This is a genomic window from Variovorax davisae, assembly GCF_030316845.1.
In the GTDB taxonomy this organism is placed as follows: Bacteria; Pseudomonadota; Gammaproteobacteria; order Burkholderiales; family Burkholderiaceae_C; genus Variovorax; species Variovorax davisae.
The window spans coordinates 42143-66997 of record NZ_JASZYS010000009.1 but is presented as its reverse complement, the minus strand read 5'-3'; the positions used below and the strand labels follow the sequence as shown (position 1 = coordinate 66997).

The following is a 24855-nucleotide window of genomic DNA, read 5'->3' as shown; positions in this document are numbered from 1 at the left end:
AAATTCAAAGGCGCCATCTTGACTCGTTCACATGTCTACCTGGACAGCAAGATCCGAGGCGCGGCGCTTCAGCTCGTCCGCTACTTCGATGCCGGCGTTTTTGATCGAAGTTCCACCGTGGTGATGTACAGGCCCTACAAGGAGTCAGCGTCGTTCTACGAGAAGCTCTTCGATCGCTCCGAGATCGCGCGGATGCAGCTTGCGTCGCTTGCTCGCATTCCCAGTGTTGACGACAGCGTGGTCTATTACCCTTTCAACGCCCAGTCCAACTGCAGGATCGTTGCGGAGCGTGGCGCGCGCCATGTGTTTGTCACCCATGGCGACAGCAACAAGGCGGCTTCGTACAAGCCGATCATCCGGCTGTACGACTACGTGGTGGCAGCCGGAATGGCAGGAATCGACCGCTATGTGCAGGCGGGCGTTTTTCGGCGTGAGGAGGCCGAGTCAGGCCGCGTCGTCCGGTTGGGTGCGACGTTCGTCGGGACATCGGGCTATCGGCCCGGTGTGGGGGGCGAGCCGTCGTGCGTCTTGTACGCTCCAACCTGGGAGGGCGGGGTGGAATCCGAGAACTATTCGAGCGCAGCGCGTGGGCAAGGCCTTCGCTTTGCGGCAGCTCATGCACGGGCGATTGGTGTGCGTTGGCTTGTCGTCCAGCCGCACCCCAATCTCGGACATCGACTTCCGGTGTATCGGCAGACGCTCTATCGACAACTGAGGCAACTGGCGAGCGAGGGATTCGATATTGTTCTCGTCGATCCGCAGTGCAGTTGGCGGGATCGCTGGACTCTTGGGGTGAGCGGCGGCCGGAAGATCGAGATCGTCGATGCGCCCCCGCCGTTCAGTGTGTCCAGGGCCTTCGCTGATCTCTCGGCCATGGAGACGCAACTGCTGAACGACGGCATTGAGTTCCGGCTCTTCCTGCAAGATATGCCGAGCTCCGTGCTGTCGTGCCCCATGCTGACGTCGTACTACGCGGCAGTCGGCATATTCGATTGGGACGACTTTCGGCCCAGCGAGCCGCTCTGCTCGGGTCTCAGGAAGCAGGTCAGGGACTATTACATCTCATACTCTCATATCGCATTGGCCTCGGCCTCGCCCGTGGAGCGGATGCGTTGGCTGGAGGCCTATGTGAGCAAGAACGAATTCTGGACTGCTTGACATGCACTCGGCCCACCTCTCCCGCCGCGAGGCACTGCTGCAACTGACCACGGTGGCGCTTGCCGGCGCCGCTGCTTACACCGGTCCCGTCATTGCCAATACGTTTGCCCGCAATCCATTCTCTCTCGGCGTTGCGAGCGGTAGCCCTGCAGCGGATGGCTTTGTCCTGTGGACCCGGGTCATTGATCCGGACCTTGACGGCAAGAGCGCGCTCAGGATCGATTGGGAAGTTCTGGAATCCGATTCGCCGCGGGTTGTGGCGAAGGGAAAAGCCCTCGCCATGCCTGGACTGGCCTATGCGGTGCACGTCGAAGTGACAGGGCTGGAAAGCGACAGGTGGTACAGGTATCGCTTTCACGCAGGTGGCGCGGTCAGCGAGATCGGACGCACTCGAACGTTGCCGGACCCTGCGTCAAATCCGACACGCCTGCGTTTCGCCTATGCGTCGTGTCAGCGTTGGGAGGATGGCTACTACGCTGCATATCGGAGCATGGCCACGGAGGAACTTGACCTTGTTGTGTTCGTAGGAGACTACATCTATGAATACAAGAGCCGCCCGGCTCGCGACGCGGTTCGGACTCATCACCTCCCCGAGGCGCAAACGCTGCAGGACTACCGTGATCGCTATGCGCTCTACCGCAGCGATCGCCTTTTGCAGAAGATGCACGCCACATGTCCCTGGCTAGTGACCTGGGACGATCACGAGGTTGAGAACGACTACGCCTCACACTATTCGATCTCGGGAACGCTGGATCTGGCGGCGCGCCGAATCGCCGCGTACCAGGCCTTCTACGAGCACATGCCGTTGCGCGCTTCGACCCTCTTGGCCGGGCTTCCTGGTCTTAGAGAGGAGGGCGCACTGCGCCTTTATCAGGCTTTTGACTTTGGGCGGCTTGCCCGCCTGTACGTGCTGGATGATCGGCAGTACCGTGGCGCCCCTCTGTGTGGGTCGAAGCCAGAAGCCCCATTGACGGAAGTGTGTCAGCGGGAGTCGACGAACGAAAGAACCATGCTCGGGCGGGCACAAGAGAAATGGCTTGCGCAGGCGATGGAGGGGGCCAGCAGGGCGGGAACCGAATGGAATTTCATCTTCCAGCAGACCGGATTCACCCCCCGCAACTATGCGCGAGGCGCCGGCAAGGGTTTTTCTCGAGACGGCTGGGATGGCTACTGGCCCGCGCGACAACGGCTGATCGACACCATCGTGGCATCCGTCATTCGAAATCCAGTCGTTATCGGTGGCGATATCCATCGGAACTGGGTCGCCAACGTTCATAGAGATCCGTACGATGTGACGTCTACTGTGATTGCCAGCGAGTTCTGTGGCACCAGTATCAGCAGTCGCAACCGCAGTTCGTTGGATCGCGAAGCCCGCATCAGGGCCGCCAATCCGCATTGCCTGCTGACCAATGCTGAGCGGCGAGGGTATGGGGTGGTCGAGGTCACTGCCAAGCGGACGAAGGTGGATCTGCGCGTGGTGGAAGACATCAAGCGCGAGGACAGTTCGGTCTCGACGCTCTCGTCGTTCGTTGTCGAACGTGATCAGCCAAGGATTCGCGAGGCTGAATCCTCGATCGATCGCATTTCTCGGGGGTGAGAGGTGTGAGTCTTTCCTTGCCTAGCCGGACAGCCGTCGTGTCCCGTGGGATACGGGCCATTGCGACTCTGCCTGCGCTGCTCAGTGACACTGAACTCCTTTTTGGCGCATTGGCTCGCTCTGGGGAGGCTGAAGCCGTTCTGGCGTGGGGACGCAAGCGCAGTGCGGCAGAGGCCAGACGATTCGCCGAGTCGCGGGGCCTGCCGACGCTGCAGATCGAGGACGGCTTCTTGCGCTCGGTCGGTCTGGGGAGTAGCGATCCTCCATTGTCCTTGGTGCTCGATGACTTGGGCATCTACTATGACGCGGGCTCAGCCTCGCGGCTGGAACGACTCATCGCTATGGGTTGCCCTGCGCGTGCGCAGACTCGAACTGCCGTTTTGGTCGAGTCTTGGCGAACTGCACGTGTTTCGAAGTACAACCACGCTCGGGAGCGTGTGCCTGAAAGTATGGCACCTGCTGTGCTTGTCATCGATCAGACCCGTGGGGACGAGTCCATCCTTTTTGGACAGGCGGATGCCCACAGCTTCGCACAGATGCTGGATGCCGCCTTGGATGAGCATCCCGCGCACTTGGTGCTGATCAAGACCCACCCGGATGTCATCGCCGGCCGCAAACGCGGGCACTTTGATCGGTTGACGCCGGGACAGGCTGCGCGGGTCAAACTATGGGCTTCGGATGCGCACCCGCCCTCGCTACTCGAGCGAGCCGAATGCGTTTACACGGTCACCTCTCAGATGGGCTTCGAAGCCATACTGTGGGGCAAGGCCCTCCGATGCTTTGGCATGCCTTTCTACGCGGGATGGGGCTTGAGCCAAGATGTCCTGCAGCCGCCGGTTCGCCGCCGGCCGGCGAGCCTTCACGATCTGGTCCATGCGACGCTGGTGCAGTATCCCCGCTATCTCGATCCCGAGTCCGGCAGGCGCTGCGAGGTGGAGCGGGCCATCGAACATTTTGCTCTGCAGCGCAGGATGCGAGAGCGCTTCGCTCCCGTGGTCCACGCTCTGCGCTTCTCGCATTGGAAGAAGCCCATCGTCCGCGCCTACTTCGGTGGCAGCAAGGTGCGCTTTGTCAATCAGGTCGCGAAACTCCCTGCCGGGGCCACGGTGGCTGTATGGGGACAACGAGAGGTGCCAGCGGCGACGCATGCTGCTGAGATCGTCCGATTGGAAGATGGCTTCCTCCGTTCCGTCGGATTGGGGGCGGATCTCGTAAAACCGTTGTCATGGGTACTGGACAGATCGGGCTTGTACTACGATTCGTCGAGATCTTCTGAGCTCGAAAGCATTTGCGAGACGGCCAGCTTCGATGCACGGCTCCTGGCGCGCGCGCGAGCCCTTCGCGAGCGAATCGTGGCGCAGCGCATCACGAAATACAACGTTGGCAAAGGCGAGTGGACCCGTCCCAGCGGGAAGGCGCGCGTAGTGCTGGTGGTGGGACAGGTTGAGGCGGACGCATCCATTGCTTTCGGGGCGCGTAGCGTTCAGAGCAACCTAGGTCTGTTGCGCGCGGCGCGCAGTGCGGCCCCGGACGCTTACATTGTCTACAAGCCACATCCGGATGTTGTCGCTCGCCTGCGGCGTGCCGGCGTCGACGAGAGCGGAGTTGACGCGATCTGCGATGAGTCCGTGCCCCATGTGCCGATCGATTTGCTCTTCGAAGCCGTCGAAGAAGTGCATGTTCTGACGTCGCTCGCCGGCTTCGAGGCGCTTCTTCGAGGCCTGCGGGTTGTCGTTCATGGCCAGCCGTTCTACGCGAGTTGGGGACTCACAGAAGATCGGGAGCCCGTGCAACGGCGCAGACGTCGCTTGACCCTCGACGAACTCGTGGCAGCATCATTGATTCTCTATCCCAGATATGTAAGTCTTGCTACCGGCTTGTTCACGACCCCTGAGCGCGCGTTAGATGAACTCAGCGCTTGGCGTGAGCGAGGCGCCTCTCGCCTTCCCCCATGGCGTCGCGCCTGGCGCGCCGTCAAACGCGCAACGCTGCGATCGAGCGCGTGGGTACGCGGATAGATGCGAAGCTGCAATAGAGTCGGCGATGTTTTGCCGTGTACGCGCGAGGGAGGGGGTAATCGTTCACGCCGGTGGTCCCCGGCAAGGCAGTGATCGGCGCCATCGACCGACGCCAGATCAACAGTGGCCGCGACGCCTTACGAAATAGCGATAGGTTGCACGGTGGAGGGGGTCTTGGAAAACCTGATTTTGCACGCTTTCTCAAAGGCATCGAAGTTTTTTCGCAAGAATTCTTCTTTGAGCACTTTGTTCTCGGCGTAGGTGCAGTTGTCTTGAAGCTTGAAATCCATCGATGAAAAAAGCTCTGCAAGCCTCATGAAATGTGAAACTTTCCATTTTCGATCGTACTGCCGATTGATCACCGAGTGCCCTATCCATTCGGTCATCGAGTTCAGAAACAAAGCGGGGAGCGGCGAGTTTTGTTGGCTCTGCAAATTTCTGATTAACAATAGGGATTGTGAAAGAATTGCATATTCTTCATCTAGGCATTTCTTGCCCTTGGTGAGTTGCTCGCCGCGTGACTGGTCATGTGAATATACGGCTTGGTGCCTAATATCGATACTCCTTTGGCCAGTGAAATCGCGTGCAACATGAAGAGCCTATCTTCTCCGATTTTGATTCCAGGAGGAAAGAATATACGATTGTCGATCAAGAATGAAGTCCGAAAGAGCTTGAAACAATGCATTGATCGAAGTAGATGATCTTCTCTTAATTTTGCGTGGGCAACATTGCCATTCTTGAATGGTCGGGTTCCATAATTTCTCTCACTGCCACTTAGTTTTAGATATGTGATGTCGCTTGTATTGATCGACCCAAAAATAACAGCTTCGTCGAGGCAATATGGATATACAAAGTCGTCGGAATCAAGAAAGAAGGTGAATTCTCCCTTTGCTGCGATCAGCCCATCATTGCGAGGGGTTCCTGCCCCGCCGGAGTTCATCGGCCGACGCAGTACCCGATAGTTAAGTGTCCCGCCAGGATCCAGAGCGCCGACGGTCTTATTTATATAACCTTTAACGTCAATAGATGAGTGATCGTCCACGAAAAGGATTTCGAAATCTTCTTTGGCCATTGTCTGCGCTAGCAGGCTTTCAATGCATTTATACATCAAACCAGTGCGGTTGTAGACTGGGACCACGACGGACACCCTGTACGGATAGTGCGTCTTCATCGATTTGAGTGTCCGATCCATTAAGGACAGCAATATTGAGTGATCGGCCGTACAAGCGAAGGTCTCGAGTAATACTCGATTTTTCACAACATTTGAGAAGAATTTTTGAAGTTTTTTGGAAGAATGGTAGTTGCGACTTGTCAGGTGGACCTGAAAGCTTTCTTCGAACTCGGTCACATCGAAAGCGAATAGGCAGCCCTGCTGCTCCACTTCGATTGCTAGTGTCATTTCTTTGTAGACAAAAATTTTTTTGACATTTAGCGGCTTCAAGGCGCTTGCCTCGGTAATATTCTTTTCAAGTTCAAAGAGTTTCATCGGCGTGTTTGGCAGTTGACGTCGCAGGCTGATCGGAAAAGGCAATGCCGCGTTCGGCGAGCTTAAGCATCCGTGATACGTCGGTCGGTCACATGCGGCTGGTCTTTCTGGTTGCTAGCGTCTCGACGCTGTCAGCAGGCCTCAATCCTTGTGATCGCGCACGATTGCCAGCAGCAGGTGCCCGATACCGCTCAGCGTCAACACCACAAGCCCAAACACCAGCAAGTTGTAAAGCCGCTCCGGCTGCTCCGGATACTCCGGCAGCGTCGGACTCTGCAGCACCGACAGCTTCTTGAGCGTGCGCCCCGCCTCGAGCCGCCCCTTCTCCAGCCCCACCAGCGACGTGCGGTACACATCCTGCGCAAAGTTGGCTTCCATCTCGAAGCGCTGATATTCCTCGACCCGGCTGTTCAGCGTGCTGCCCTGCGGCGCCGCGAGGCGTTTCTGCTCTTCGGCGAGTTGTCGCTCCAGGGCGCCGACCTGAAGGTCGATCTGGGCGACGTCCGGCGCCTGCGGGCTGAGGTAGCCGAGCATCGCGGCACGCCGCGCCTTGAGTTCCGAGAGCTGGCCTTCCAGCCGCGCCGTGATGGCGACCAGGCTCTCCGCCTTGGCCTGCGGAGAAATCAGGCCGGTCTTGTTCTGGAAGTTCAGCAGGGCGGTGCGCGCCTTGAGCGCGCGTTCGCCACTCTCGGCCACCTGCTTCTCGAGAAACCCGACCTGTTCGCGTGCCAGGCGGTGGCCCATCTCGTTCATGAAAGCCTCGCCCTCTTCGAGCAAGGCCTTGGCGATCGCCTGCGCCGTCTGCTCGTCGTAGGCCTGCGCGCGGATGCGAAGCACCCCTGCCGCCTCGTCCATCTCGATGCTGACGCGGCTCAGGTAGTGCCGCAGGAAGAATTCCTGCGGCACCGTGGCCGACCACATGCGCGACAGCGGGTCGCGGCTTCGATCGCTGTAGTGCGCGCGCAAGTCCAGCCGTGCCTGCAGCTTGGCCAGCATGTCGGTCGAGCGCAGATGGTCGCGCAGCAGCAGCATGTCGGCCTGATTGCGGGTGCCGCCGCCGGTGATCAGGCTGCTCAGGTCGACGTTCTGGCCCACGCTGAAGTCCGTCCGGTCGACCACCACGCGCGCTTCCGACACGTAGCGGTCCGAGGCGACCAGGCACCAGTAGATCGCCGCCAGCAGGATCAGCAGGCCCGCGGCGCTCATCGTCGGATGGCTTCGCAGCCAGGCCAGGACGGCGCGGCTGCGTCCTCGCGCGAACGGGGCGCCGGGGTTCGCGAGGGCGGGCGCTGTCGCCGCCGCGCCGGCAGCGACCGGGAGGGTGTCGGTCATGTGTAGATGCTTTCCTTGTAGTGGGCCAGCGCGTCGTCGAGCTTGTCGAACCAATGCGCATGGCCGTCATGCAGCCAGATCCCGCTGTCGCAGAATTCCCGGAGCGTCGATTCGCCGTGCGAGACCATGATCACGCTGCTGCGGTCGGCCAGTTGATTGAATGCAGCACGGGCCTTCTGGCGAAAGGCCGCGTCGCCGACAGAAGTCAGTTCGTCTACGAGATAGACCTCGAAGTCGAAGGCCATGCTCATTGCGAACTTGAGCCTCGCCTGCATGCCGCTCGAATAGGTCTTGATCGGCTCGTCGAAGGCAGCGCCGATCTCCGCGAAGTCCGCGATGAAGGCGAGCTTCTCGGGGATGTCCGCCTCCTGTCCGTGGATGCGGCACACGAAGGTGGCGTTCTGTCGGCCCGTCAACGCGCTTTGCAGGCCGCCCGCCAAGCCCAGCGGCCAGGAGGTGCGGCAATGGCGCACCACTTTGCCTTTCGTTGGCGTGTCGATGCCGCCGATCAGCCTGAGCAGCGTCGATTTGCCTTCGCCGTTGGCGCCGATCAGGCCCACGCTGCGTTGCGCCGGGATGTCGAGCGTGATGCCCTTGAGCACCCAGCGGCCCGCGCCGTGGGTCGTGCGGTAGCGCTTGTGGACGTTGCGCAGTTCGATCATTGCGCGGCCACCTGGATCGCGAAGCGGCGATGCAGCGCCAGGCCCACGAGCCAGAACGCGACGCCGAACGAGGCCACATAGCCGGCGCTGAGTCCTTGCACCAGGTGGTAGCCCGGAAAGAACGCGGCCCGCCCCAGTTCGAGCCCATGCACGATCGGGTTGTAGAGCAGCCATTGCTGCAGGCGCGCCGGCATGGCGGCCGGGGAGAAGAGCACGCCCGATGCGAAGTAGAGCGGCATGAAGACGACGGCCATGACCTTCTCGATCTCCGGCACCATCGCGTAGCCGACCGACAGCGCGAGGCCCAGGCCCGAGCCGAAGAGCCACAGCAGAAGGTAGGCCTCGAGGGCCAGCAGGGGATCGTGCGGCAGCACGTCGAATCGGAACAGCGCCGCGCCGGACAACAGCGCCAGGCCGACCAGCAGTTGCAGGCTGCCTTCCACCACCGCGCGCACCAGCACGGTATCGACCGGCAGCACCTGCCGGTAGGCCAGCAGGCCGCGGTTGGCCGCGAGCGCGGCAGCGCTGCGCTGCGCGGTGTTGGTAAAGAGCTGGTAGCCGAGCAGGCCGAGCGCGAGCAACAGCGCGAAGTCGGCACCGGCCAAGGTGCGCTGGCGCAGGGTCGAGAACAACAACATCAACAAGGCGATGTGCGCCACCGGCTGCAGCAGCAGCCAGACCCAGCCATAGCGCTGCGACGACACGCGCGACAGCGCCTCGCGCATGAAGAGCGCGCGCCAGACCGACAGGCTCACCTGCAGCGCGCTGCGCGGCGCGGAGGCGGGTGGGCGGGGGAGGGAGGAGGGCGTCAAAGGGCGCCTTCGAAGGCGCTCGCAAAGCGCCGGAAGCATATGCAGGACATTCACCGATCCGAGGGTCAGGCGCCTGGTTGGTGGGCGCCGACAGGGGGCCGCAGCCGGCCCCGTGGGGAAACGAAAAATTCTATTTCGCGCTTGTTGGCCGGACGGTTGCGGATTCCGGGCGCTCCTCCTGCAGTCCCTGCTTATTCGGAGGATGTTTCCGTTGATTTTGTGGGATGTTTCTCTTTCACTGCGTTCGGCTCACATCCCCTGAGCAGCGCCGCCGTGTGCACCGGCGCGTCCCACAGCGGCTGCGTCACTGCATTCATCGCGCGCACGGCGACCGAACACCCGATGCTTCGGAGTTTTTTCAGCTGACGGACATAAGAAATGTCTGATTTGTCGCTCGAAGAATTGGTGGAGTGAGGCGAGCGCACCTGCGAGTGCCACGAACCACAGGGCTGACTCTAGGATGGGCCCCTATGCTCGTCACTCTCTTCATCGTCGTCCTGTGCGCGCTCGCCATCGTCGTATGGATCGGTGCGCTGCTGTCCCCGCTTGGCCTGCTGTCGGGCGTCTGGGCGCATCAAAGCGCCAAGGCGCATCGCGCCAGGGTCGACGAGATCGATGGCCTGCTCGTCGAAGATTGACGCGCAGCGCGTGTCGCCGCCGAACGCGCCTCACATCCCCCACCGCAACGCGGCCGTGTGCACCGGCGCATCCCACAGCGCCAGCGTCTCCGCATCCATCGCGCTCACGGTGACCGAGCACCCCGCCATCTCCAGCGACGTCACATACGACCCGGTCAGGCAGCGGGCGATCTTCAGCCGATGCCCGTCCAGTATCTTGCGCACCGCATTCACCATCAGGTACATCTCCATCAGCGGCGTGCCGCCGAAGCCGTTGACCAGCAGCAGCACCTCCTGGCCCGGCTTGAGCGACAGGTCCTTGAGGATCGCGCCGCTCAGTTCGGCCGCGATGTCGTCGGCCGATGCCAGCCGGACCCGGCGCCGGCCCGGCTCGCCATGGATGCCGACGCCCATCTCCATCTCGTCGGCACCGATCTGGAAGGTCGGCTTGCCAGCGGCCGGCACGGTGCACGAGCTCAGCGCCACGCCCATCGAGGCGGTCGCCTTGTTGACCGCATCGCCCAGCGCCTTCAGCGCCGCCAGGCCATCGCCGCGCTCGGCGGCGGCACCGATGATCTTCTCGACGATCAAGGTGCCGGCGACGCCACGCCGGCCGGTCGTGTAAGTCGAGTTCTCGACCGCCACGTCGTCGTTGACGATGACCGTGGCGTTGTCGCAGTCGACCATCTCGGCGGCCATCTGGAAGTTCATCATGTCGCCGGAGTAGTTCTTGACGATGAACAGCACGCCCGCGCCGGTGTCCACCGCCTGCGCCGCCGCCAGCATCTGGTCGGGCGTCGGCGAGGTGAACACCTGGCCCGGGCAGGCCGCGTCGAGCATGCCGTGGCCGACGAAGCCGGTGTGCAGCGGCTCGTGGCCCGAGCCGCCGCCCGAGATCAGCGCGACCTTGCCGGGCTTGGGCGTGCGCCGGCGCACGAACTGGCCGCCCTCGCCGAGCGTCACGATGTCGGCGTGCGCGGCCGCGAAGCCGTCCAGCGATTCGGACAGCAGGGACTCGACATCGTTGATGAGCTTTTTCATGGTGCGCTTTCAGGCGGATTGGGGAGTCGGTTGCGCGCGCGACTGCAGGCCGTCGCAGATCGCGCCGATGATCAGGGCCACCGAGCGCGAGCCCGGGTCGACGTGGCCCAGCGCGCGTTCGCCGAGGAAGGAGGCGCGGCCCTTGATGGCGTCCATCGCCGCTGTGGCCTCGGCGCTGGCGAAGGCGCAGTCGCGCACGCGGCCGGCCAGTTGAGCGCCACCTTCGGCGAGCACCTTCTGCACCGGGTCGAGCACGTCGAGCAGGGTCTTCTGGCCGACCTCGGCCTTGCCCAGCCGCGTCAAGGCCTTGATGCCGGCATCGAGTGCGCTGGCCAGCGCGCGGGCGGTGGGCGGATCGGGCAGCTCCTTGCCGAGGGTGACCAGCAGGGTGCCGAACACCGGGCCCGACGAGCCGCCGATGGTCGACATGCAGGCCATGCCCATGGTGCGCAGCGCCTCGTTGAGCGACTGGCCGGCGAGTTCGTCGAGGCGGGCCTGGATGGCGAGCGCGCCGCGCCGCATGTTGAGGCCGTGGTCGCCGTCGCCGATCGCCTGGTCGAGGGCCGTCAGTTCTTCGACATGGTCGATCAGGGTCTGGGTGGCGTTGCGTATCAGGTCGATGTCGGCCATGGGGTCTCCCGTGTGGATGTGCCGTCTTCAGGCATGGATGCGCCCGCCTTCGGCATCGAACCAGAGCGGGCGCAGCAGTTCGACCTGCACCGCATCGTTGGGCTCGAAGCTCTCGTTCGCGGGCGCCGAGACGATCAGCTCCTGGCCGCTGTCGTCGAGGCCGACATGCACCAGGTGCAGGTCGCTCAGGCGCTCGATGCGCCTGACGCTGGCACCCCGGTGCGCCGTGCCCGGCCCGCTCGCCGCCGGCCGGCGGTGCAGCCGCAGGTGCTCGGCGCGGATGCCGACGGTCACCGCGCGCTCGGGTCCGTCGAGCTGCGGGAACAGCGCGCGGGCGACCAGGTTGATGCGCGGCGAACCGAGCCGCGAGGCGACATGCGCGCTGCCCGGGTTCTCGTAGATCTGTTGCGGCGTGCCGACCTGCACCAGCCGTCCCTCGTCGAGCACGCCGATGCGGGTGGCCAGGGTCATGGCCTCGATCTGGTCGTGCGTCACGTAGAGCAGGGTGGCGCCCAGGTCCTGCTGGATGCGCTTGAGCTCCAGCCGCAGGTCGTTGCGCAGCTTGGCGTCCAGCGAGGACAGCGGCTCGTCCATCAAATAGAGCGCGGGGCTGCGCACCAGGGCGCGGCCGATCGCCACCCGCTGCATCTGGCCGCCCGACAGCCGCGTCGCGGAGTTCTGCAGCTTGTCGTGGATGCGCAGCATGCGGGCGACCTCCTCGACCTTGCGGCGCACCTCGGTCTCCGGGCAGGGGCGCAGCGGCGAGCGCAGCGGGAAGGCCAGGTTGTCGAAGACGCTCAGGTGCGGATAGAGCGAATACTGCTGGAACACGAAGGCCACGTCGCGCAGCGCCGGCGCCAGCGCCGTGACATCGCGTCCGCCGATCGAGACGCGGCCGGCGTCCGGCCGCTCGAGTCCCGCCACCAGGCGCAGCGTGGTCGTCTTGCCGGCGCCGCTCGGGCCCAGCAGGACGAAGAACTCGCCGCTCGGGATGTCGAGGCCGACGCCGTCGACAGCGGTCACGCCGCCGAAGCGCTTGACGACGCCCGAGAGTCGAAGCTCAGCCATGGCGCGCCCTCCTTCCGGCCCGCAGCGGCGTCTCGTCGCGCGCGCTGCGCAGCGCCCGGCCCGATGCCGCATCGAACAGCGAGATCTTCGCGGCATCGAAGGCCAGGCCGACATGGTCGCCGCGCGCCACCGGGATGTCGACGTCGACCTTGGCGCTCAGCGTGCCGCCCTGCGCGGTGGCCAGCGTCACGACGGTGCGGGTGCCGAGGTATTCGGTGGCGAGCACCTCGGCGCGCAAGGCGGACGCATCGTCGAAGCGGACATGTTCGGGGCGCACGCCGCACAGCAGGGCGCGCGGCGAAACGTCTTCGCGCAGCGGCGGCACGGCGATCCGCGCCGCGCGGATCAGGATCGCATCGTCGCCGCTCGCCAGGCCGGCCTCGAAGGGCAGGAAGTTCATCGACGGCGCGCCGATGAAGTCGGCCACGAAGACGCTGGCGGGCCGCTCGTAGACTTCGAGCGGGGCGCCGAGCTGCTCGATCACGCCCTCGTTCATGATCGCGATGACGTCGGCCATGGCCATCGCCTCCATCTGGTCGTGCGTCACGTACACGGTGGTGGCCTGCAGCCGGTCGTGCAGGGCGCGCAGCTCGTGGCACATCACTTCGCGGAACTCGGCGTCGAGGGCGCCGAGCGGCTCGTCCATCAGGAAGGCCAGCGGCTGGCGCACGATCGCGCGGCCCAGCGCCACGCGCTGGCGGTCGCCGCTCGACAGCTGCGACACCGGCTTGTCGAGCAGGTGCGTGATGCGCAGGGTGCGCGCCGCCTGTTCGACCTGGCGGTCGATCTCTGCCCGCGCCATGCCCTGGGAAACAAGCGGGAAAGCAATGTTGCGGCGCACGTTCATGTGCGGGTAGAGCGCGAACATCTGGAACACGAAGGCGATGTCGCGCGCCGACGCCCGCTTGAAGCTCACGTCCTCGTCGCCGAGGAAGATCTGGCCGGAGGTCGGCAGCTCGAGCCCGGCGATCATGCGCAGGGTCGTGGTCTTGCCGCAGCCCGAGGGGCCGAGCAGGCAGAAGAACTCGCCGTTGCGCACGGCGAAGCTGGAGTTCTTCACCGCGGTGAAGTCGGTGAAGGCCTTGTGCAGTTGGTGGACGCGGATCTCGGCCATGGCGTTCAGGCGGGAAATTTGGAGACCACCATGAACAGCGCGGTGCCGAACAGGGTGGTCAGGAACGACCAGGTGAACAGGCTCATCGCCAGCGGCTGCAGCATCATCACGAGCCCGGCCGTGATCACGATGCAGGCGACGATCTCCATCGGCCCGCGGCGCAGCCAGCGCGGCCAGCGGCGGCGGACGGGCAGGGAAGGGGTCGACATGGCCGGAGCTCCTACTTGCGCACTGCGCCGAAGGTGATGCCGCGCAGCAGGTGCCGGCGCAGCAACACCGTGAAGACCAGGATCGGGATCAGGAACAGGGTGGTGCCGGCGGCCACGGCCGGCCAGTCCTGCCCGCCTTCGCCGATGATGATCGGAATGAAGGGCGGCGCGGTCTGCGCCGTGCCCGAGGTCAGCAGCACCGCGAAGGCGTATTCGTTCCAGGCGAAGATCAGGCAGAAGATCGAGGTCGCGACGATGCCGGTGGTGGCCTGCGGCAGCACCACCTTGCGGAAGGCCTGCAGCCGCGTGTAGCCGTCGACCATCGCCGCCTCCTCGTACTCGCGCGGGATCTCGTCGATGAAGCCCTTGAGCAGCCACACGGCGAGCGAGACGTTGACCGCGCTGTACAGCAGGATCATGCCGAGGCGGGTGTCCGACAGGCCGAGCTCGCGGTACATCAGGTAGATCGGGATCGCCACGGCGATCGGCGGCATCATCCGCGTCGACAGGATGAAGAACAGCAGGTCGTCCTTCAGCGGCACGTCGAAGCGCGAGAAGGCGTAGGCGGCCATCACGCCGATGCCGACCGACAGCACGGTCGAGCCGAAGGCGATGATCAGCGAGTTGACGAAGCGCGGGATGTAGTTCGACCGCCCCGCGACCACCATGTTGTCGTCGCGCGCGACCTTGTCGCAGATTTCGGTCGCGGGCGGCAGCGCGGCGATGTATTCGGGCGTCTGGCGCGAGCGCGTGGTGAACAGGTTGCAGTAGCCCTGGGGCGAGGGCGTGAACAGCACCTTCGGCGGGTAGCTGATCGAGTCGGGCGGCGTCTTGAAGCCGGTCAGGATGATCCAGACCAGCGGGATCATCGTCAGCAGCGCATACGCGACCACGACCGCCCCGGCCACCCAGCGGGTGCGCGCGCTCGGCTCGACGACGGAGTGGGCGGTGCTGATGCCGGTGCGCATGGGTTGCCTCAGCGGTTCTTCACGTGGTTGAGCGCCTTGACGTAGATGTTGGCCAGGCCGAACACCGCGACGAAAAGGATGATCGCGAACGCCGACGAATAGCCGGTGCGCCATTTCTCGAAGGCCTCGCGCTTGAGCGTGATCGACGCCAGCTCGGTCGCCGAGCCCGGGCCGCCCGAGGTCAGCAGGTTGACCATGTCGAACATCTTGAAGTTCTCGATGCCGCGGAACAGCACCGCCAGCATGATGAAGGGCAGCACCATCGGCAGCGTGATCGACCAGAACTGGCGCCACTTCGAGGCCCGGTCGACCTCGGCCGCCTCGTAGATGTAGTCGGGGATCGAGCGCAGGCCCGCCAGGCAGATCAGCATCACGTAGGGCGTCCACATCCAGGTGTCGACGATGATGATCGCCCAGGGCGCGAGCCTGACCGAGCCGATCATCTCGAAGGACGAGGCCGGGATGCCCGAGAGGAAGGACACCGCGTAATTGAACAGGCCCGTCTGCGGCTGGTACAGGAAGGCCCAGAAGTTGCCGACCACCGCGGGCGACAGCATCATGGGGATCAGGATCATGGTGGTCCAGAAGCCGTGGCCGCGGAACTTGCGGTCGATCAGGTAGGCCAGCGCAAAGCCGATCAGCACCTGCAGCAGGATGGTCCAGAACAGGAAGTGCGCGGTGGCCTGCATCGCCAGCCAGATGTCCGGGTCGGTCAGCACCGACACGTAGTTGTCGATGCCGACGTCGACCACCGCCGCGTTGGGCCGGTTGGCCCGGTAGTTGGTGAACGACAGCTTGATGGTCCAGATCAACGGGAAGATGTTGATCGCCAGCAGCAGCAGCATCGTCGGCGCGACGAACAGCCAGGCGATCGCGCGGTCGGAGAGACCGCGCATGCGCACCGCCACGCCGGCGGGCGTGGCCTGGGCGGCGCGGGCGACGAGGGCGGCGGGACTGCTCATGCCGTGTTTCGCCTGGGCCTGGCCGTCACTTCGCCTTGCCGTCGTCCTTGAAGACCTTCTTCCAGTCGACCACCAGTGCATCGAGCGCCTCCTTGGCGGTGCCCTTGTCGGCCACGACGTAATCATGCACGCGCTTTTGCATCGACAGCAGCAATTGCGCATACGAGGGCTCGGCCCAGAAGTCGACCACCATGTCCATCGAATCGAGGAAGGGCTGGGCGAAGGGCGAGCTCTTCGGGTAGGCCGGATCGTTGAGCACCGCCTTGGCGGCCGACGAGCCGCCGATGGCCTGCCACTTCTTCTGCACCTCGGGGTTGGCGAACCACTTGATGTACTGCAGCGCCTCGTTGCGGTTCGGCGAGTACGACACCACCGAGATGCCCTGGCCGCCGAGTTGCACGCCCTTGGCCTTGTCCGACGGATTGACGAAGAAGCCGATCTTGTCGCCGCCGACGTTCGGGTCCTTGTAGAGGCCGGGGAAGAAGGCGAACCAGTTCATCATCATCGCCACCTGGCCCGACTTGAAGGCGTCGAGGCCTTCGGTCATGTACGCGTTGGTGAGGCCCGGCGGGGTGCTGCCCTTGTAGAGCGCCTTGTAGAACTCGAGGCCGCGCACCGCGTCCGGCGAGTTGACGAAGCCGTCCATGGCATAGGGCTTCTTCGGGTCCTCGTACTTGAAGCCCATCGGGTAGAGCACGTTGGTCACGCCCATCGTGATGCCTTCGGAGCCGCGCTCGGTGAAGAGGTAGGCGCCGTAGACCTTCTTGCCGTCGATCATGCGGCCCTGGAAGAACTCGGCCACCTCCTTGAACTGGGCCCAGGTCTTGGGCGGCGCCAGGTCGCGGTTGTACTTCTTCTTGAACTCGGCCTGCAACTCGGGCTTGGCGAACCAGTCCTTGCGGTAGGTCCAGCCGACCGCATCGGCCATGGCCGGCAGCGCCCAGTAGTTGGGCGTGTTCTTGGGCCACTCCGCATAGCCCACCACGGTGGCGGGCGCGAAGTCGGTCATCTTGATGCCCTCCTTGTCGAAGAACTCGTTGAGCTTGACGTACTGGCCCTGCTCGGCGGCCCCGCCGATCCACTGGCTGTCGCCGATGATCAGGTCGCACAGCTTGCCCTTGGAGTTGAGCTCGTTGAGCATGCGGTCGGCGAAGCTCGTCCACGGCACGAACTCGAACTTCATCTTGATGCCGGTCTTGGTGGTGAAGTCCTTCGAGAGTTCGACCAGCGCGTTGGCCGGGTCCCAGGCGGCCCAGCACAGGGTGATGGTCTTGTCCTGGGCGCGCACGTCGGCACCGGTCAGGCTGAGCACGGTGGCTGCGGCGAGGGCGATCACGCCCGGGAGCATCTTCGACATCGATTTCATGAGCTGTCTCCAAAAGAAGTTTGGGTTCAGGGGCACGTACCGGGCGTCCGCTCAGTGAAGGTTCTCGGCCGTCAGGATCTCGATGCGCGGCTGCACCACGTTGAGTGCGCCGCGGACGTTCTCGCACAGCGCGCGCAGCACGCGCGCCGCCGTCAATACGCAGTAGTGGATGTCCTGGTGCAGGACGTAGGACAGGGCGTTGGCGCTCAGCAGCGAGGCGTTCAGGTCGGTGAAGTCGTGCACCGCCACGCCGGCCTCGGACGCCAGGCCGGCCTCGGCCAGCGCGCGCGCCACGCCGGCGCTGCCCGAGCCGACGTTGTAGATGCCGGCCACGCGCGCCGGGTCGATGTCGTCGCGCAGGGCCTGCAGCAGCGTGCGGCAGGCGCCGTCGTCGTCGGCCGGCAGGTCGGGCGTGCGCACCATGTGCAAGCGGGGGAAGCGCTCCTCGATGACGTGGGCGTAGCCGATGCGACGCTCGATCTCGGCCGACAGCCGGGTCGCCTGCGACGACAAGAGCAGGGTGTCGCGCCGGCCGTCATTGGCCATCCGCGCCAGCAGCAGGCCGGCGGTGCGGCCGGCGGCGCGGTTGTCGGCGCCGATGCAGGTCTCGCGCATCGAGCCCGCGACGTCGGAGAACAGCGTCACCACATGGACGCCGGCGCGCACCAGCTCGTTGATGGCGCGCTTGATCGGCGGCAGGTCGGGCGCCAGCAGGGCGATTCCCTCGCAGTCGCCGACCTGCGCGAGTTCTTCGGCGAAACGGCCGGGGTCGGTGCTGTCGATGCGGTGCGTGACCTCGGTGATGTGGGCATGCCGGAAGTCGCCGGCGGCCTGCGCAATCTGCCTTTCGACCAGTTCCAGGAAGGGGGAGTCGTCGGCCGGCAGGACATAGGCGAAGCGCGCGTTGGCGCCGCGCCGCGGGCGCCCCGGCTGCTGCGGCGCGCCCAGTTCCTCGACGACCTGGAGCACCCGCTGCACGGTCTCGGCGTTGACGCCGGCACGCCGGTTGAGCACCCGGTCGACCGTGGCCGTGCCGACGCCGGCGGTGCGGGCGATGTCGGCGATCGTGGGGGCGCTGGACATGGCGGAGATGCGGTTTGAGGTCATCATCGTATTAACATCAATAATTAAATCAATCAGGGTTTTGGAGCATGTCGGGGGCCTTTGGCCTCCATTCGGCTAGTGCGTCCGGTGAATGTCTTCGCGCGCTGGGCGACGTAGAGTCGACCGCATGAACAGCGCCCTTGCGCTCGACCTCCGCACCGTGCACCGCCCGCCGGCAGGAAGACGTGCGCAGCCCGTCGCGGAGGCTTCCGACGAGGCGCCGGCGCGCGACATCCATGCGCTCCCCGAAGGCTTCAGGCTGTTCGACTACGAGATCGTCGGCACCATCGGAGAGAACGGCAACGGCATCGTCTACCTGGCCTGGGACCATGTGCTGGAGCAGCATGTGGCGGTGCGGGAATACCTGCCCGGCGTGCTGGCGTCGAGGGACCGCGTGTCGGCGGCGGTGGTCGCGAAGTCGAAGGGCCGGGTGGCGGCGTTCCAGGCCGGGCTGTGCAGCTTCGTCAACCAGGCCCGGATGCTGGCGCGATTCGATCATCCGTCCCTGCCCAGGGTGCTGCATTTCTGGGAGGGCAACGGCACGGCCTACATGGCGATGCCGTACTACGAGGGCGCGACGCTCGCGCGTGCGCTGGTGGAACTCGGCCGGCCGCCCGACGAGGCCCAGCTGTGCAGCTGGCTGCGCCCCTTGCTCGACGCGCTCGGCACCGTGCACGCGTCGGCGTGCGTGCACGGCGGGATCGCGACCCACCGCATCCTGCTCACCGACGAGGGGCCGGTGCTGACGGCGTTCGGCGGCATGCGGGACGTGGGCGACGACATCGACGCCCCGTTGTCCGATCTGCGGGCGCTGGCGGGCGTGGTGTACGCGGCCATTGCCGGCCAGCCCCCGGCGCGCCGCAACGATCGGGTGCAGCCGCTGGCCGAAGTGGCGCGCCGCCGCTACAGCGGTCACTTCATGGATGCGATCGATGCGGCGCTGTCGCCGATCCCGCAGGGCGGTGGCACGCGCGCAGCCGAACTCTGGAACCGGTTGAGCGGCGCCCACGACCGCCGGGAGCAGGACCCCGACAGGCCCGCCTTCGTCTTCGAGGCGCCGTTCGGCCACGAGGCGCCTGCGCTTGCGGCCCGAGCCCTGGCGCCGCGCCGCAGCCGCGGCCAGGCGGCTGCGCGGCTGGCGCTGGGGCTGCTGGTGGGCCTGGGTGCCGCGGCCGCCATCCGGCTCGGCGATCCGGGCCTGCCGCCGTCGCCGCCCGAGCCGGTGCAGCGGGTGTCGCTGCCGGCGGCGCCCGCACCCGCGACGGAGCCGGTGACCGTACCCCCGCAGGCGGAGGCGCAGGCTTCAGCGCCGGTGCCAGTGCCAGTGGCGGTGCCGGTGCCAGTGCCAGTGCCAGTGCCACCCGCACCGGCCTTGGCCTCGACCGAGCCGCTGCCCCGCGAGGCCGCACCGGAGCCGGTGGCGCCCGAACCGGCCCGAAGGACGGTGCAGCGGGCGCGCCCCGAGCCCGCCCGCGCGCGCGGGACGGCAGCGTCCGCGCCAGCGCCAGCGCCGCTGGCCACCGCTCAGGTGGCGCCGGGCCGGTCGCCATGCGTCGAGTCGCTGCAGCGGGCCTCGCTCGGACCCCTCACGGCGCGCGAGGCCGCCTTGCTCAGGAAGGACTGCGAACCATGAAACGGACTGCCTGGCTGCACATCATGTTCCTGTCGCTCGCCGCGTGCTTGGCGGCGGGTCTCGCCGGTTGCGCGGCGCCGCCGGTTGCCGCCTCCGCGGCCCCGCTGCCCTTCGCCGAAGCCGTGGTGCAGGCCACCGATGCCCTGGTCGTCCAGACCCAGACGCAGCCGCTGTTCCTCGACCGGATCGGCGCCCGGCGCAGCGTGGTGCTCGATCCGATGCTCGATGCCGCCAGCGGCCAGCAGACGATCGCGACGCTGCAACTGCAGGACCGGGTGATCGACCGCATGGGCACCAAGTACGACGCCATCGAGGTCCTGCCCTTCGACAGCGAGAGCCTCGGCAAGGCCCGCTACCTGCTCACCGGCACCCTGACCCGGGTCGCGGCCGGCCAGCCGCAGGGCCCGCTGCGGATCGACCTGGCGCTGACCGAACTGAAGAGCGGCACGGTGGTCGCGCATGCTGCCTCGCTGGTGCGCGACGAGGGCCTGGACCACACGCTGCTGCCTTACGACCGCGACATGCCGGTGCCCACGCGGGACCCGCTGGTCGACGGCTACGTGCGTACCACCGCCGCGGCCGCCGGCCAGCGGGCCGACCCGACCTACCTGGCGCGGCTGTCGGCGGCGCCGACGATCACGGCGGCCACCGCGCACTACAACGCGGGACGCTATCCGGAGGCGCTGGCGCAGTACAGCGCCGTGGCCGCCACGTCGGACGGCGAGCAGCTGCGCGTGCTCAACGGCATCTATCTGTCGTCGGCCAAGCTGGGCCGCGCGGCGGAGGCCGAGCAGGCTTTCGGCAAGATCGTCGCCTACGGCATCGCCAACCGGCAGCTCGGCGTCAAGTTCCTGTTCAATCCGAACACCACCGCCTTCTGGTCCGATGGCCGGATCAGCGGCCCCTATCCGATGTGGCTGCACCAGATCGCCAAGGCCAGCACCGACGCCGGGATCTGCATGGCCATCGTCGGCCACAGCAGCCACACCGGTCCGGTGGCGTACAACGATGCGCTGTCGCTGCAGCGCGCGGCCTACATCCGCCAGCGGCTGGTGAACGACTCGACCGCGCTGGGCCCGCGCACCACGACCAGCGGCATGGGTTTTCGCCAGAACATCATCGGCAGCGGCACCGACGACGCCGTCGATGCGCTGGACCGCCGCGTCGAGTTCAAGATCGAGGGCTGCGGCTGAGGCTCAGCGCCGCTCCAGCGTGACGAAGCTGAACGGCAGGCCGTTGGCCGCGACATGCGCTTCGCGCGAGGTCTCGTGCCAGTCGGGACCGAAGGCGGGCGCCCAGGCGTCGCCTTCGTAGTCGCGCGCGATCTCGGTCAGCACCACGCGCTGGGCCAGCGGCTGCGCCTCGGCATAGATCTGGGCGCCGCCGATCACCCAGGCTTCGTCGCTGCGGGCCTGTTCGCACAGGGCGATGGCTTCCTGCAGGCTGCCTGCCCGCTCGGCGCCGTCGGCCTGCCAGTCGGCATTGCGCGTGACCACGATGTTGCGCCGGCCCACCAGCGGTCGGAAGCGCGGCGGGATCGAGTCCCAGGTCTTGCGGCCCATGATCACGGGTGCACCCGCGGTCTGGCGCTTGAAGTGCGCCATGTCCTCGGGCAGGTGCCAGGGCATCACGCCGTCGAGTCCGATCACGCCGTTGGCGGCGCGCGCGAGGATCAGGTTCATGCGCATCTCCTTCACACCGCCACGGGAGCCTTGATGCCCGGATGCGGATCGTAGCCCTCGATCTCGAAGTCTTCGTACCGGTAATCGAAGATCGAGGCCGGCTTGCGCTTGATGACCAACGTCGGGTAGGGGCGGGGTTCGCGGCCGAGCTGCAGCGCGACCTGCTCGGCATGGTTGCTGTAGATGTGGCAGTCGCCGCCGGTCCAGATGAAGTCGCCCACGTCCAGCTCGCACTGCTGCGCCACCATGTGCGTCAGCAGCGCGTAGCTGGCGATGTTGAAGGGCACGCCGAGGAAGATGTCGGCGCTGCGCTGGTAGAGCTGGCAGCTCAGCTTGCCGCGCTCGCCCGGGGCTTGCGGCGGCGCGACGTAGAACTGGAAGAAGGCGTGGCAGGGCATCAGTGCCATCTTCGACAGCTCGGCCACGTTCCAGGCGCTGACGATGATGCGGCGCGAGTCGGGGTTGCCCTTGAGCGTGTCGATCACCTGCTGGATCTGGTCGATGTGGCCGCCGTCGGGCGTCGGCCAGCTGCGCCATTGCACGCCGTAGACCGGGCCCAGGTCGCCGTCCTCGCGCGCCCATTCGTCCCAGATCGTGACGCCGCGCTCCTTGAGCCAGTTGTTGTCGCTGGAGCCGGTCAGGAACCACAGCAGTTCCTGGATGATCGAGCGCAGGTGCACCTTCTTGGTGGTGACCAGCGGGAAGCCTTCGTGGAGGTCGAAGCGCATCTGGTAGCCGAACACGCTCTTGGTGCCGGTGCCGGTGCGGTCGCCCTTGTGCACGCCGGTGCTGTCGACGTGGCGCATGAAGTCTTCGTATTGGGAGCGGTTGGGGTGGGGGGTCATGTCAGTACGAACCGAAGAGGGTGTCGAGGGCGTCGGCGATGAGTGCGCTCTGGGGCTGCAGGCTGGTGATCGGCGTGCGCAGCTCCGCGGCCGGAAAGGCGGCCAGCGCGGCCGTGTCGAGGATCACCTCCAACCCGTCGATGACGAACGCGGGATTCAGGTCGCGCATCGGACGACCGAAGGTCTTGGCGGGGCGCATCGGCACCACGACCCGGGTATCGACCGCGCTGACGTAGTTGTTCTGCAGGTCCAGCAGATAGGGCGTGCTCTTGCGCAGCGCGGCATCGGGATGCCGGTAGACCTCGTAGCGGGCCATGCGCTCAGAAGGTCCGGTATTTGGCCAGCGGCAGGCCTTCCTTGGCGATGCGCGCGTTGTAGGCGGCGATGCCTTCCTTGTTGTCCTCTTGCCACTTTTCCCAGTAGCGGCGCTTCACTTCCTCGGCCAGCAGGCCGTCGACCGTCTGTGACACGTTCATGCCGAGCTCGCGCGCCATCTCGAGCACCTTGCTGTTGAGCGAAAGGTTGGTCGCTTTCTTGGGCGCGTTGGGGTCGAATCGAAGCATGGGCGTTCCTTGTGCATGAACTATGCGCATAGTTTACGCGCATCCGAACTTCAGTCCGAACGGATCACCCGCCCCGGATTCAGGATGTTCTGCGGGTCCAGCCCGCGCTTGATCGCGCGCATCATCTCGAGCGCCACCGGCGACTTGTGCTTCTCGAGCTTGTCGACCTTGAGCGAGCCGACCCCATGCTCGGCCGAGAACGAGCCGTCGAACTTCTCGACCGCGTCGTAGACCAAGGTGTTGATTCGGTCCTCGTGTTCGCGCAGGAAGGCCTTGCTGTCGCCGCCCTCGGGCGCCTGCACGTTGTAGTGCAGGTTGCCGTCGCCGAGGTGGCCGAAATTGACCAGCCGCACGCCCGGGATCTCGCGCGCCAGCAGCGCGTCGGTCTCGGCCACGAAGGCCGGGATGCGCGACACCGCGATCGAGATGTCGTGCTTGATGTTGAGGCCTTCTTCGGCCTGCGCCAGCGGGATGCTCTCGCGGATGTGCCAGAGCTGGTGCGCCTGCGTGAGGCTCTCGGCGACCACCGCGTCGGTCACGCAGCCGGCCTCGAAGGCGGTTTCGAGCAAGGCCTCGAAGCGGCTGCGGGCGTGGTCTTCCGATTCGCTGTCGGAGTTCTCGAGCAGCACGCACCAGGGGACCGATGCATCGTCGATGAAAGGCACGCGCAGGGCCGGGAAGTGCTTGTCGACCAGGCTCAGGGCGAACTTGCCCATCACCTCGAAACCGGTCAGGCCGGCGCCCAGGCGCTGGTGCGCCAGCCCCAGCAAGGTGACCGCGTGGTCGAGCGACGGCACGGCCGCCCAGGCCGTGAGCTGGGCCGCCGGCAGCGGGTAGAGCTTCATGGTTGCGGCCGTGATGACGCCGAGCGTGCCTTCGCTGCCGATCATCAGGTCGCGCAGGTCGTAGCCCGTGTTGTCCTTGCGCAGGCCGCTGGTGCCTTCCCAGACCCGGCCCTGCGGCGTCACGACCTCGAGCCCGAGGCAGAGGTCGCGCGTGTTGCCGTAGCGCACCACCTGCGTGCCGCCGGCGTTGGTTGCCAGGTTGCCGCCGATGGTGCAGCTGCCTTCGGCCGCCAGGCTCAGCGGGAACAGGAAGCCGGCGTTGCGCGCCGCCTCCTGCAGGGTCTGCAGCACGCAGCCGGCCTCGACCGTCATCGTGAGGTTGGCGGCGTCGATGCCGCGGATCGCGTTCAGCCGCTGCAGGCTCAACAGCACCTGGGTGCCGCTCTCGTCGGGCGTCGAGCCGACCGCCAGCCCGGTGTTGCCGCCTTGCGGCACGATCGAGGTGCCGGCCTCGGCGCAGGCCCGGACCACCTCGGCCACCTGCCGCGTGTCGCCCGGCCGCACGACCGCCAGCGCCTTGCCGCGCGAGCGCTTGCGCCAGTCCTGCTCCCAGGCGCTGAGGTCGCCTTCGGTGAGCACGTTCGCCGCGCCGACGATCGCGCGCAGCTTGTCCAACAAAACGTTCATTGAAAATCCTTCCGTGCTTCGCACTGCGGCGCGAGCCCCCTTCGGAGCGGCCGGGCGGGGGCTCATGGCGTCGCCCCTTCCAGTTTGCGGGCCTGGGCCGCGTTGCGCAGCCGCAGCCGCACATGCCAGGCACAGGCCGTGAAAAGCGCCAGGCACAGCACGACCTGGACCAGCGCCAGCACCTGGCCGACGCCGTTGGTGTCGCTCCAGGCGCGCACCACGCCTTCGGTGAAATAGAGCCAGACCATCAGGCTGACCCAGCGATAGGTGTACATGCGGTTCTTCAGCAGGCCGGCCAGCGGCACCACCAGCGGCAGCACCTTGAGCGCCAGCCACGAGCCGCCCGGCCGCAGCGGCGCCAGCCACAGCTCCCAGGCGAGCCCGAGCACGATCAGCCCGACCAGGCTGCCGACGGCAAGCCATCGGGTGGCGGAAACGGAGGCGTGGGGCAGGGTGGACGCGGTCACGACGGAGGGAATGAGGGGCGGCGCCGCCGGGGCGGCGACAGACCGGATG

The 24855-nt window shown here is 65.9% G+C and carries 26 protein-coding genes; 7 read left to right on the top strand and 19 right to left on the bottom strand.

Annotation, left to right across the window (positions count from 1 at the left end; genetic code table 11):
- The first annotated feature begins 18 nt into the window (after window positions 1-18).
- The 4 genes from QTI33_RS20765 (at window position 19) to QTI33_RS20750 (ending at window position 5069) form a co-directional block, all read left to right on the top strand.
- On the top strand, window positions 19-1158 hold the full coding sequence (locus QTI33_RS20765) for a hypothetical protein (protein WP_286508163.1): 1140 nt from the start codon (window positions 19-21) through the stop codon (window positions 1156-1158).
- A gap of 1 nt (window position 1159) precedes the next feature.
- Entirely contained in the window at window positions 1160-2755 is a 1596-nt protein-coding gene (locus QTI33_RS20760) for an alkaline phosphatase D family protein (protein ID WP_286508162.1), read from the top strand.
- Window positions 2756-2793: 38 nt separating this feature from the next.
- Entirely contained in the window at window positions 2794-4773 is a 1980-nt protein-coding gene (locus QTI33_RS20755) for a capsule polysaccharide biogenesis protein (RefSeq protein ID WP_286508161.1), read from the top strand.
- An 89-nt stretch (window positions 4774-4862) separates the two neighbouring features.
- Window positions 4863-5069 (top strand): hypothetical protein, encoded by a 207-nt coding sequence (locus QTI33_RS20750; RefSeq protein ID WP_286508160.1) that lies wholly within the window; start codon window positions 4863-4865, stop codon window positions 5067-5069.
- A gap of 185 nt (window positions 5070-5254) precedes the next feature.
- Here QTI33_RS20750 and QTI33_RS20745 read toward each other — a convergent pair whose 3' ends face one another.
- The 4 genes from QTI33_RS20745 to QTI33_RS20730 all read right to left on the bottom strand — a co-directional run bounded on the left by QTI33_RS20745 (window position 5255) and on the right by QTI33_RS20730 (window position 9065).
- The gene (locus tag QTI33_RS20745) at window positions 5255-6259 is read right to left on the bottom strand and encodes a glycosyltransferase family 2 protein (RefSeq protein WP_286508159.1); all 1005 of its coding nucleotides are present in this window, start codon (window positions 6257-6259) and stop codon (window positions 5255-5257) included.
- Window positions 6260-6400: 141 nt separating this feature from the next.
- Window positions 6401-7591 carry a KpsE/RkpR family capsule polysaccharide export protein gene (locus QTI33_RS20740; protein WP_286508158.1) on the bottom strand — a complete coding sequence of 397 codons (1191 nt, stop codon included), beginning with the start codon at window positions 7589-7591 and terminating at the stop codon, window positions 6401-6403.
- Window positions 7588-8253, bottom strand: a complete 666-nt coding sequence (locus QTI33_RS20735; protein ID WP_286508157.1) for an ABC transporter ATP-binding protein — start codon at window positions 8251-8253, stop codon at window positions 7588-7590. The genes QTI33_RS20740 and QTI33_RS20735 overlap by 4 nt, the downstream gene beginning before the upstream one ends.
- Complete coding sequence (locus tag QTI33_RS20730; protein ID WP_286508156.1) at window positions 8250-9065, bottom strand: ABC transporter permease; 816 nt, start codon at window positions 9063-9065, stop codon at window positions 8250-8252. Before QTI33_RS20730 ends, QTI33_RS20735 begins: the two co-directional genes overlap by 4 nt.
- Before the next feature lie 470 nt (window positions 9066-9535).
- Between QTI33_RS20730 and QTI33_RS20725 the strand changes: the two genes are divergently transcribed.
- On the top strand, window positions 9536-9703 hold the full coding sequence (locus tag QTI33_RS20725) for a hypothetical protein (protein WP_286508155.1): 168 nt from the start codon (window positions 9536-9538) through the stop codon (window positions 9701-9703).
- Between the two features lie 30 nt (window positions 9704-9733).
- Here QTI33_RS20725 and dhaK read toward each other — a convergent pair whose 3' ends face one another.
- Genes dhaK through QTI33_RS20680 form a run of 9 tightly spaced genes read right to left on the bottom strand, consistent with a single transcriptional unit; the run spans window position 9734 to window position 18123 of the window.
- Window positions 9734-10723: a dihydroxyacetone kinase subunit DhaK gene (gene dhaK, locus QTI33_RS20720; protein WP_286508154.1), complete on the bottom strand. Its 990-nt coding sequence runs from the start codon at window positions 10721-10723 to the stop codon at window positions 9734-9736.
- A gap of 9 nt (window positions 10724-10732) precedes the next feature.
- Window positions 10733-11353: a dihydroxyacetone kinase subunit DhaL gene (gene dhaL, locus QTI33_RS20715; protein ID WP_286508153.1), complete on the bottom strand. Its 621-nt coding sequence runs from the start codon at window positions 11351-11353 to the stop codon at window positions 10733-10735.
- 27 nt (window positions 11354-11380) lie between these two features.
- On the bottom strand, window positions 11381-12421 hold the full coding sequence (locus QTI33_RS20710) for an ABC transporter ATP-binding protein (RefSeq protein WP_286508152.1): 1041 nt from the start codon (window positions 12419-12421) through the stop codon (window positions 11381-11383).
- Entirely contained in the window at window positions 12414-13535 is a 1122-nt protein-coding gene (locus tag QTI33_RS20705) for an ABC transporter ATP-binding protein (RefSeq protein ID WP_286508151.1), read from the bottom strand. Before QTI33_RS20705 ends, QTI33_RS20710 begins: the two co-directional genes overlap by 8 nt.
- 5 nt (window positions 13536-13540) lie before the next feature.
- Window positions 13541-13744: a hypothetical protein gene (locus QTI33_RS20700; RefSeq protein WP_286508150.1), complete on the bottom strand. Its 204-nt coding sequence runs from the start codon at window positions 13742-13744 to the stop codon at window positions 13541-13543.
- Between the two features lie 11 nt (window positions 13745-13755).
- Window positions 13756-14712 carry a carbohydrate ABC transporter permease gene (locus QTI33_RS20695; RefSeq protein WP_286508149.1) on the bottom strand — a complete coding sequence of 319 codons (957 nt, stop codon included), beginning with the start codon at window positions 14710-14712 and terminating at the stop codon, window positions 13756-13758.
- A gap of 8 nt (window positions 14713-14720) precedes the next feature.
- The gene (locus QTI33_RS20690) at window positions 14721-15674 is read right to left on the bottom strand and encodes a carbohydrate ABC transporter permease (protein ID WP_286508148.1); all 954 of its coding nucleotides are present in this window, start codon (window positions 15672-15674) and stop codon (window positions 14721-14723) included.
- Window positions 15675-15699: 25 nt separating this feature from the next.
- Entirely contained in the window at window positions 15700-17031 is a 1332-nt protein-coding gene (locus tag QTI33_RS20685; RefSeq protein ID WP_444814869.1) for an ABC transporter substrate-binding protein, read from the bottom strand.
- 60 nt (window positions 17032-17091) lie between these two features.
- The gene (locus QTI33_RS20680; protein ID WP_286508146.1) at window positions 17092-18123 is read right to left on the bottom strand and encodes a LacI family DNA-binding transcriptional regulator; all 1032 of its coding nucleotides are present in this window, start codon (window positions 18121-18123) and stop codon (window positions 17092-17094) included.
- A gap of 148 nt (window positions 18124-18271) precedes the next feature.
- Here QTI33_RS20680 and QTI33_RS20675 point away from each other — a divergent pair, with 148 nt between their 5' ends.
- Window positions 18272-19777: a serine/threonine protein kinase gene (locus QTI33_RS20675; protein ID WP_286508145.1), complete on the top strand. Its 1506-nt coding sequence runs from the start codon at window positions 18272-18274 to the stop codon at window positions 19775-19777.
- The gene (locus QTI33_RS20670; RefSeq protein WP_286508144.1) at window positions 19774-20970 is read left to right on the top strand and encodes an OmpA family protein; all 1197 of its coding nucleotides are present in this window, start codon (window positions 19774-19776) and stop codon (window positions 20968-20970) included. The genes QTI33_RS20675 and QTI33_RS20670 overlap by 4 nt, the downstream gene beginning before the upstream one ends.
- 3 nt (window positions 20971-20973) lie before the next feature.
- On the opposite strand, the gene QTI33_RS20665 is transcribed toward QTI33_RS20670, so the two are convergent.
- From QTI33_RS20665 to QTI33_RS20640, 6 genes are all read right to left on the bottom strand, one after another.
- Window positions 20974-21465, bottom strand: coding sequence for a dihydrofolate reductase (locus tag QTI33_RS20665; protein WP_286508363.1), 492 nt, complete (start codon window positions 21463-21465; stop codon window positions 20974-20976).
- Between the two features lie 5 nt (window positions 21466-21470).
- Window positions 21471-22304, bottom strand: a complete 834-nt coding sequence (locus tag QTI33_RS20660) for a thymidylate synthase (RefSeq protein ID WP_286508143.1) — start codon at window positions 22302-22304, stop codon at window positions 21471-21473.
- A 1-nt stretch (window position 22305) separates the two neighbouring features.
- Window positions 22306-22620: a CcdB family protein gene (locus QTI33_RS20655; protein WP_286508142.1), complete on the bottom strand. Its 315-nt coding sequence runs from the start codon at window positions 22618-22620 to the stop codon at window positions 22306-22308.
- Between the two features lie 4 nt (window positions 22621-22624).
- The gene (locus QTI33_RS20650; protein WP_286508141.1) at window positions 22625-22867 is read right to left on the bottom strand and encodes a type II toxin-antitoxin system CcdA family antitoxin; all 243 of its coding nucleotides are present in this window, start codon (window positions 22865-22867) and stop codon (window positions 22625-22627) included.
- Between the two features lie 50 nt (window positions 22868-22917).
- On the bottom strand, window positions 22918-24339 hold the full coding sequence (locus QTI33_RS20645; protein WP_286508140.1) for an FAD-binding oxidoreductase: 1422 nt from the start codon (window positions 24337-24339) through the stop codon (window positions 22918-22920).
- A gap of 62 nt (window positions 24340-24401) precedes the next feature.
- A complete protein-coding gene (locus QTI33_RS20640; protein WP_286508139.1) occupies window positions 24402-24806 on the bottom strand; it encodes a DUF2069 domain-containing protein in 405 nt (134 codons plus the stop codon).
- Window positions 24807-24855 lie beyond the last annotated feature (49 nt).

Excerpts from the sequence above, each read along its gene's own strand:
- QTI33_RS20760 (WP_286508162.1), top strand. The coding sequence starts at position 1,160 with ATGCACTCGGCCCACCTCTCCCGCCGCGAGGCACTGCTGCAACTGACC.
- QTI33_RS20745 (WP_286508159.1), bottom strand. The coding sequence starts at position 6,259 with ATGAAACTCTTTGAACTTGAAAAGAATATTACCGAGGCAAGCGCCTTG.
- QTI33_RS20740 (WP_286508158.1), bottom strand. The coding sequence starts at position 7,591 with ATGACCGACACCCTCCCGGTCGCTGCCGGCGCGGCGGCGACAGCGCCC.
- QTI33_RS20735 (WP_286508157.1), bottom strand. The coding sequence starts at position 8,253 with ATGATCGAACTGCGCAACGTCCACAAGCGCTACCGCACGACCCACGGC.
- QTI33_RS20725 (WP_286508155.1), top strand. The coding sequence starts at position 9,536 with ATGCTCGTCACTCTCTTCATCGTCGTCCTGTGCGCGCTCGCCATCGTC.
- dhaK (WP_286508154.1), bottom strand. The coding sequence starts at position 10,723 with ATGAAAAAGCTCATCAACGATGTCGAGTCCCTGCTGTCCGAATCGCTG.
- dhaL (WP_286508153.1), bottom strand. The coding sequence starts at position 11,353 with ATGGCCGACATCGACCTGATACGCAACGCCACCCAGACCCTGATCGAC.
- QTI33_RS20710 (WP_286508152.1), bottom strand. The coding sequence starts at position 12,421 with ATGGCTGAGCTTCGACTCTCGGGCGTCGTCAAGCGCTTCGGCGGCGTG.
- QTI33_RS20705 (WP_286508151.1), bottom strand. The coding sequence starts at position 13,535 with ATGGCCGAGATCCGCGTCCACCAACTGCACAAGGCCTTCACCGACTTC.
- QTI33_RS20700 (WP_286508150.1), bottom strand. The coding sequence starts at position 13,744 with ATGTCGACCCCTTCCCTGCCCGTCCGCCGCCGCTGGCCGCGCTGGCTG.
- QTI33_RS20695 (WP_286508149.1), bottom strand. The coding sequence starts at position 14,712 with ATGCGCACCGGCATCAGCACCGCCCACTCCGTCGTCGAGCCGAGCGCG.
- QTI33_RS20690 (WP_286508148.1), bottom strand. The coding sequence starts at position 15,674 with ATGAGCAGTCCCGCCGCCCTCGTCGCCCGCGCCGCCCAGGCCACGCCC.
- QTI33_RS20685 (WP_444814869.1), bottom strand. The coding sequence starts at position 17,031 with ATGTCGAAGATGCTCCCGGGCGTGATCGCCCTCGCCGCAGCCACCGTG.
- QTI33_RS20680 (WP_286508146.1), bottom strand. The coding sequence starts at position 18,123 with ATGTCCAGCGCCCCCACGATCGCCGACATCGCCCGCACCGCCGGCGTC.
- QTI33_RS20675 (WP_286508145.1), top strand. The coding sequence starts at position 18,272 with ATGAACAGCGCCCTTGCGCTCGACCTCCGCACCGTGCACCGCCCGCCG.
- QTI33_RS20670 (WP_286508144.1), top strand. The coding sequence starts at position 19,774 with ATGAAACGGACTGCCTGGCTGCACATCATGTTCCTGTCGCTCGCCGCG.
- QTI33_RS20665 (WP_286508363.1), bottom strand. The coding sequence starts at position 21,465 with ATGCGCATGAACCTGATCCTCGCGCGCGCCGCCAACGGCGTGATCGGA.
- QTI33_RS20660 (WP_286508143.1), bottom strand. The coding sequence starts at position 22,304 with ATGACCCCCCACCCCAACCGCTCCCAATACGAAGACTTCATGCGCCAC.
- QTI33_RS20655 (WP_286508142.1), bottom strand. The coding sequence starts at position 22,620 with ATGGCCCGCTACGAGGTCTACCGGCATCCCGATGCCGCGCTGCGCAAG.
- QTI33_RS20650 (WP_286508141.1), bottom strand. The coding sequence starts at position 22,867 with ATGCTTCGATTCGACCCCAACGCGCCCAAGAAAGCGACCAACCTTTCG.
- QTI33_RS20645 (WP_286508140.1), bottom strand. The coding sequence starts at position 24,339 with ATGAACGTTTTGTTGGACAAGCTGCGCGCGATCGTCGGCGCGGCGAAC.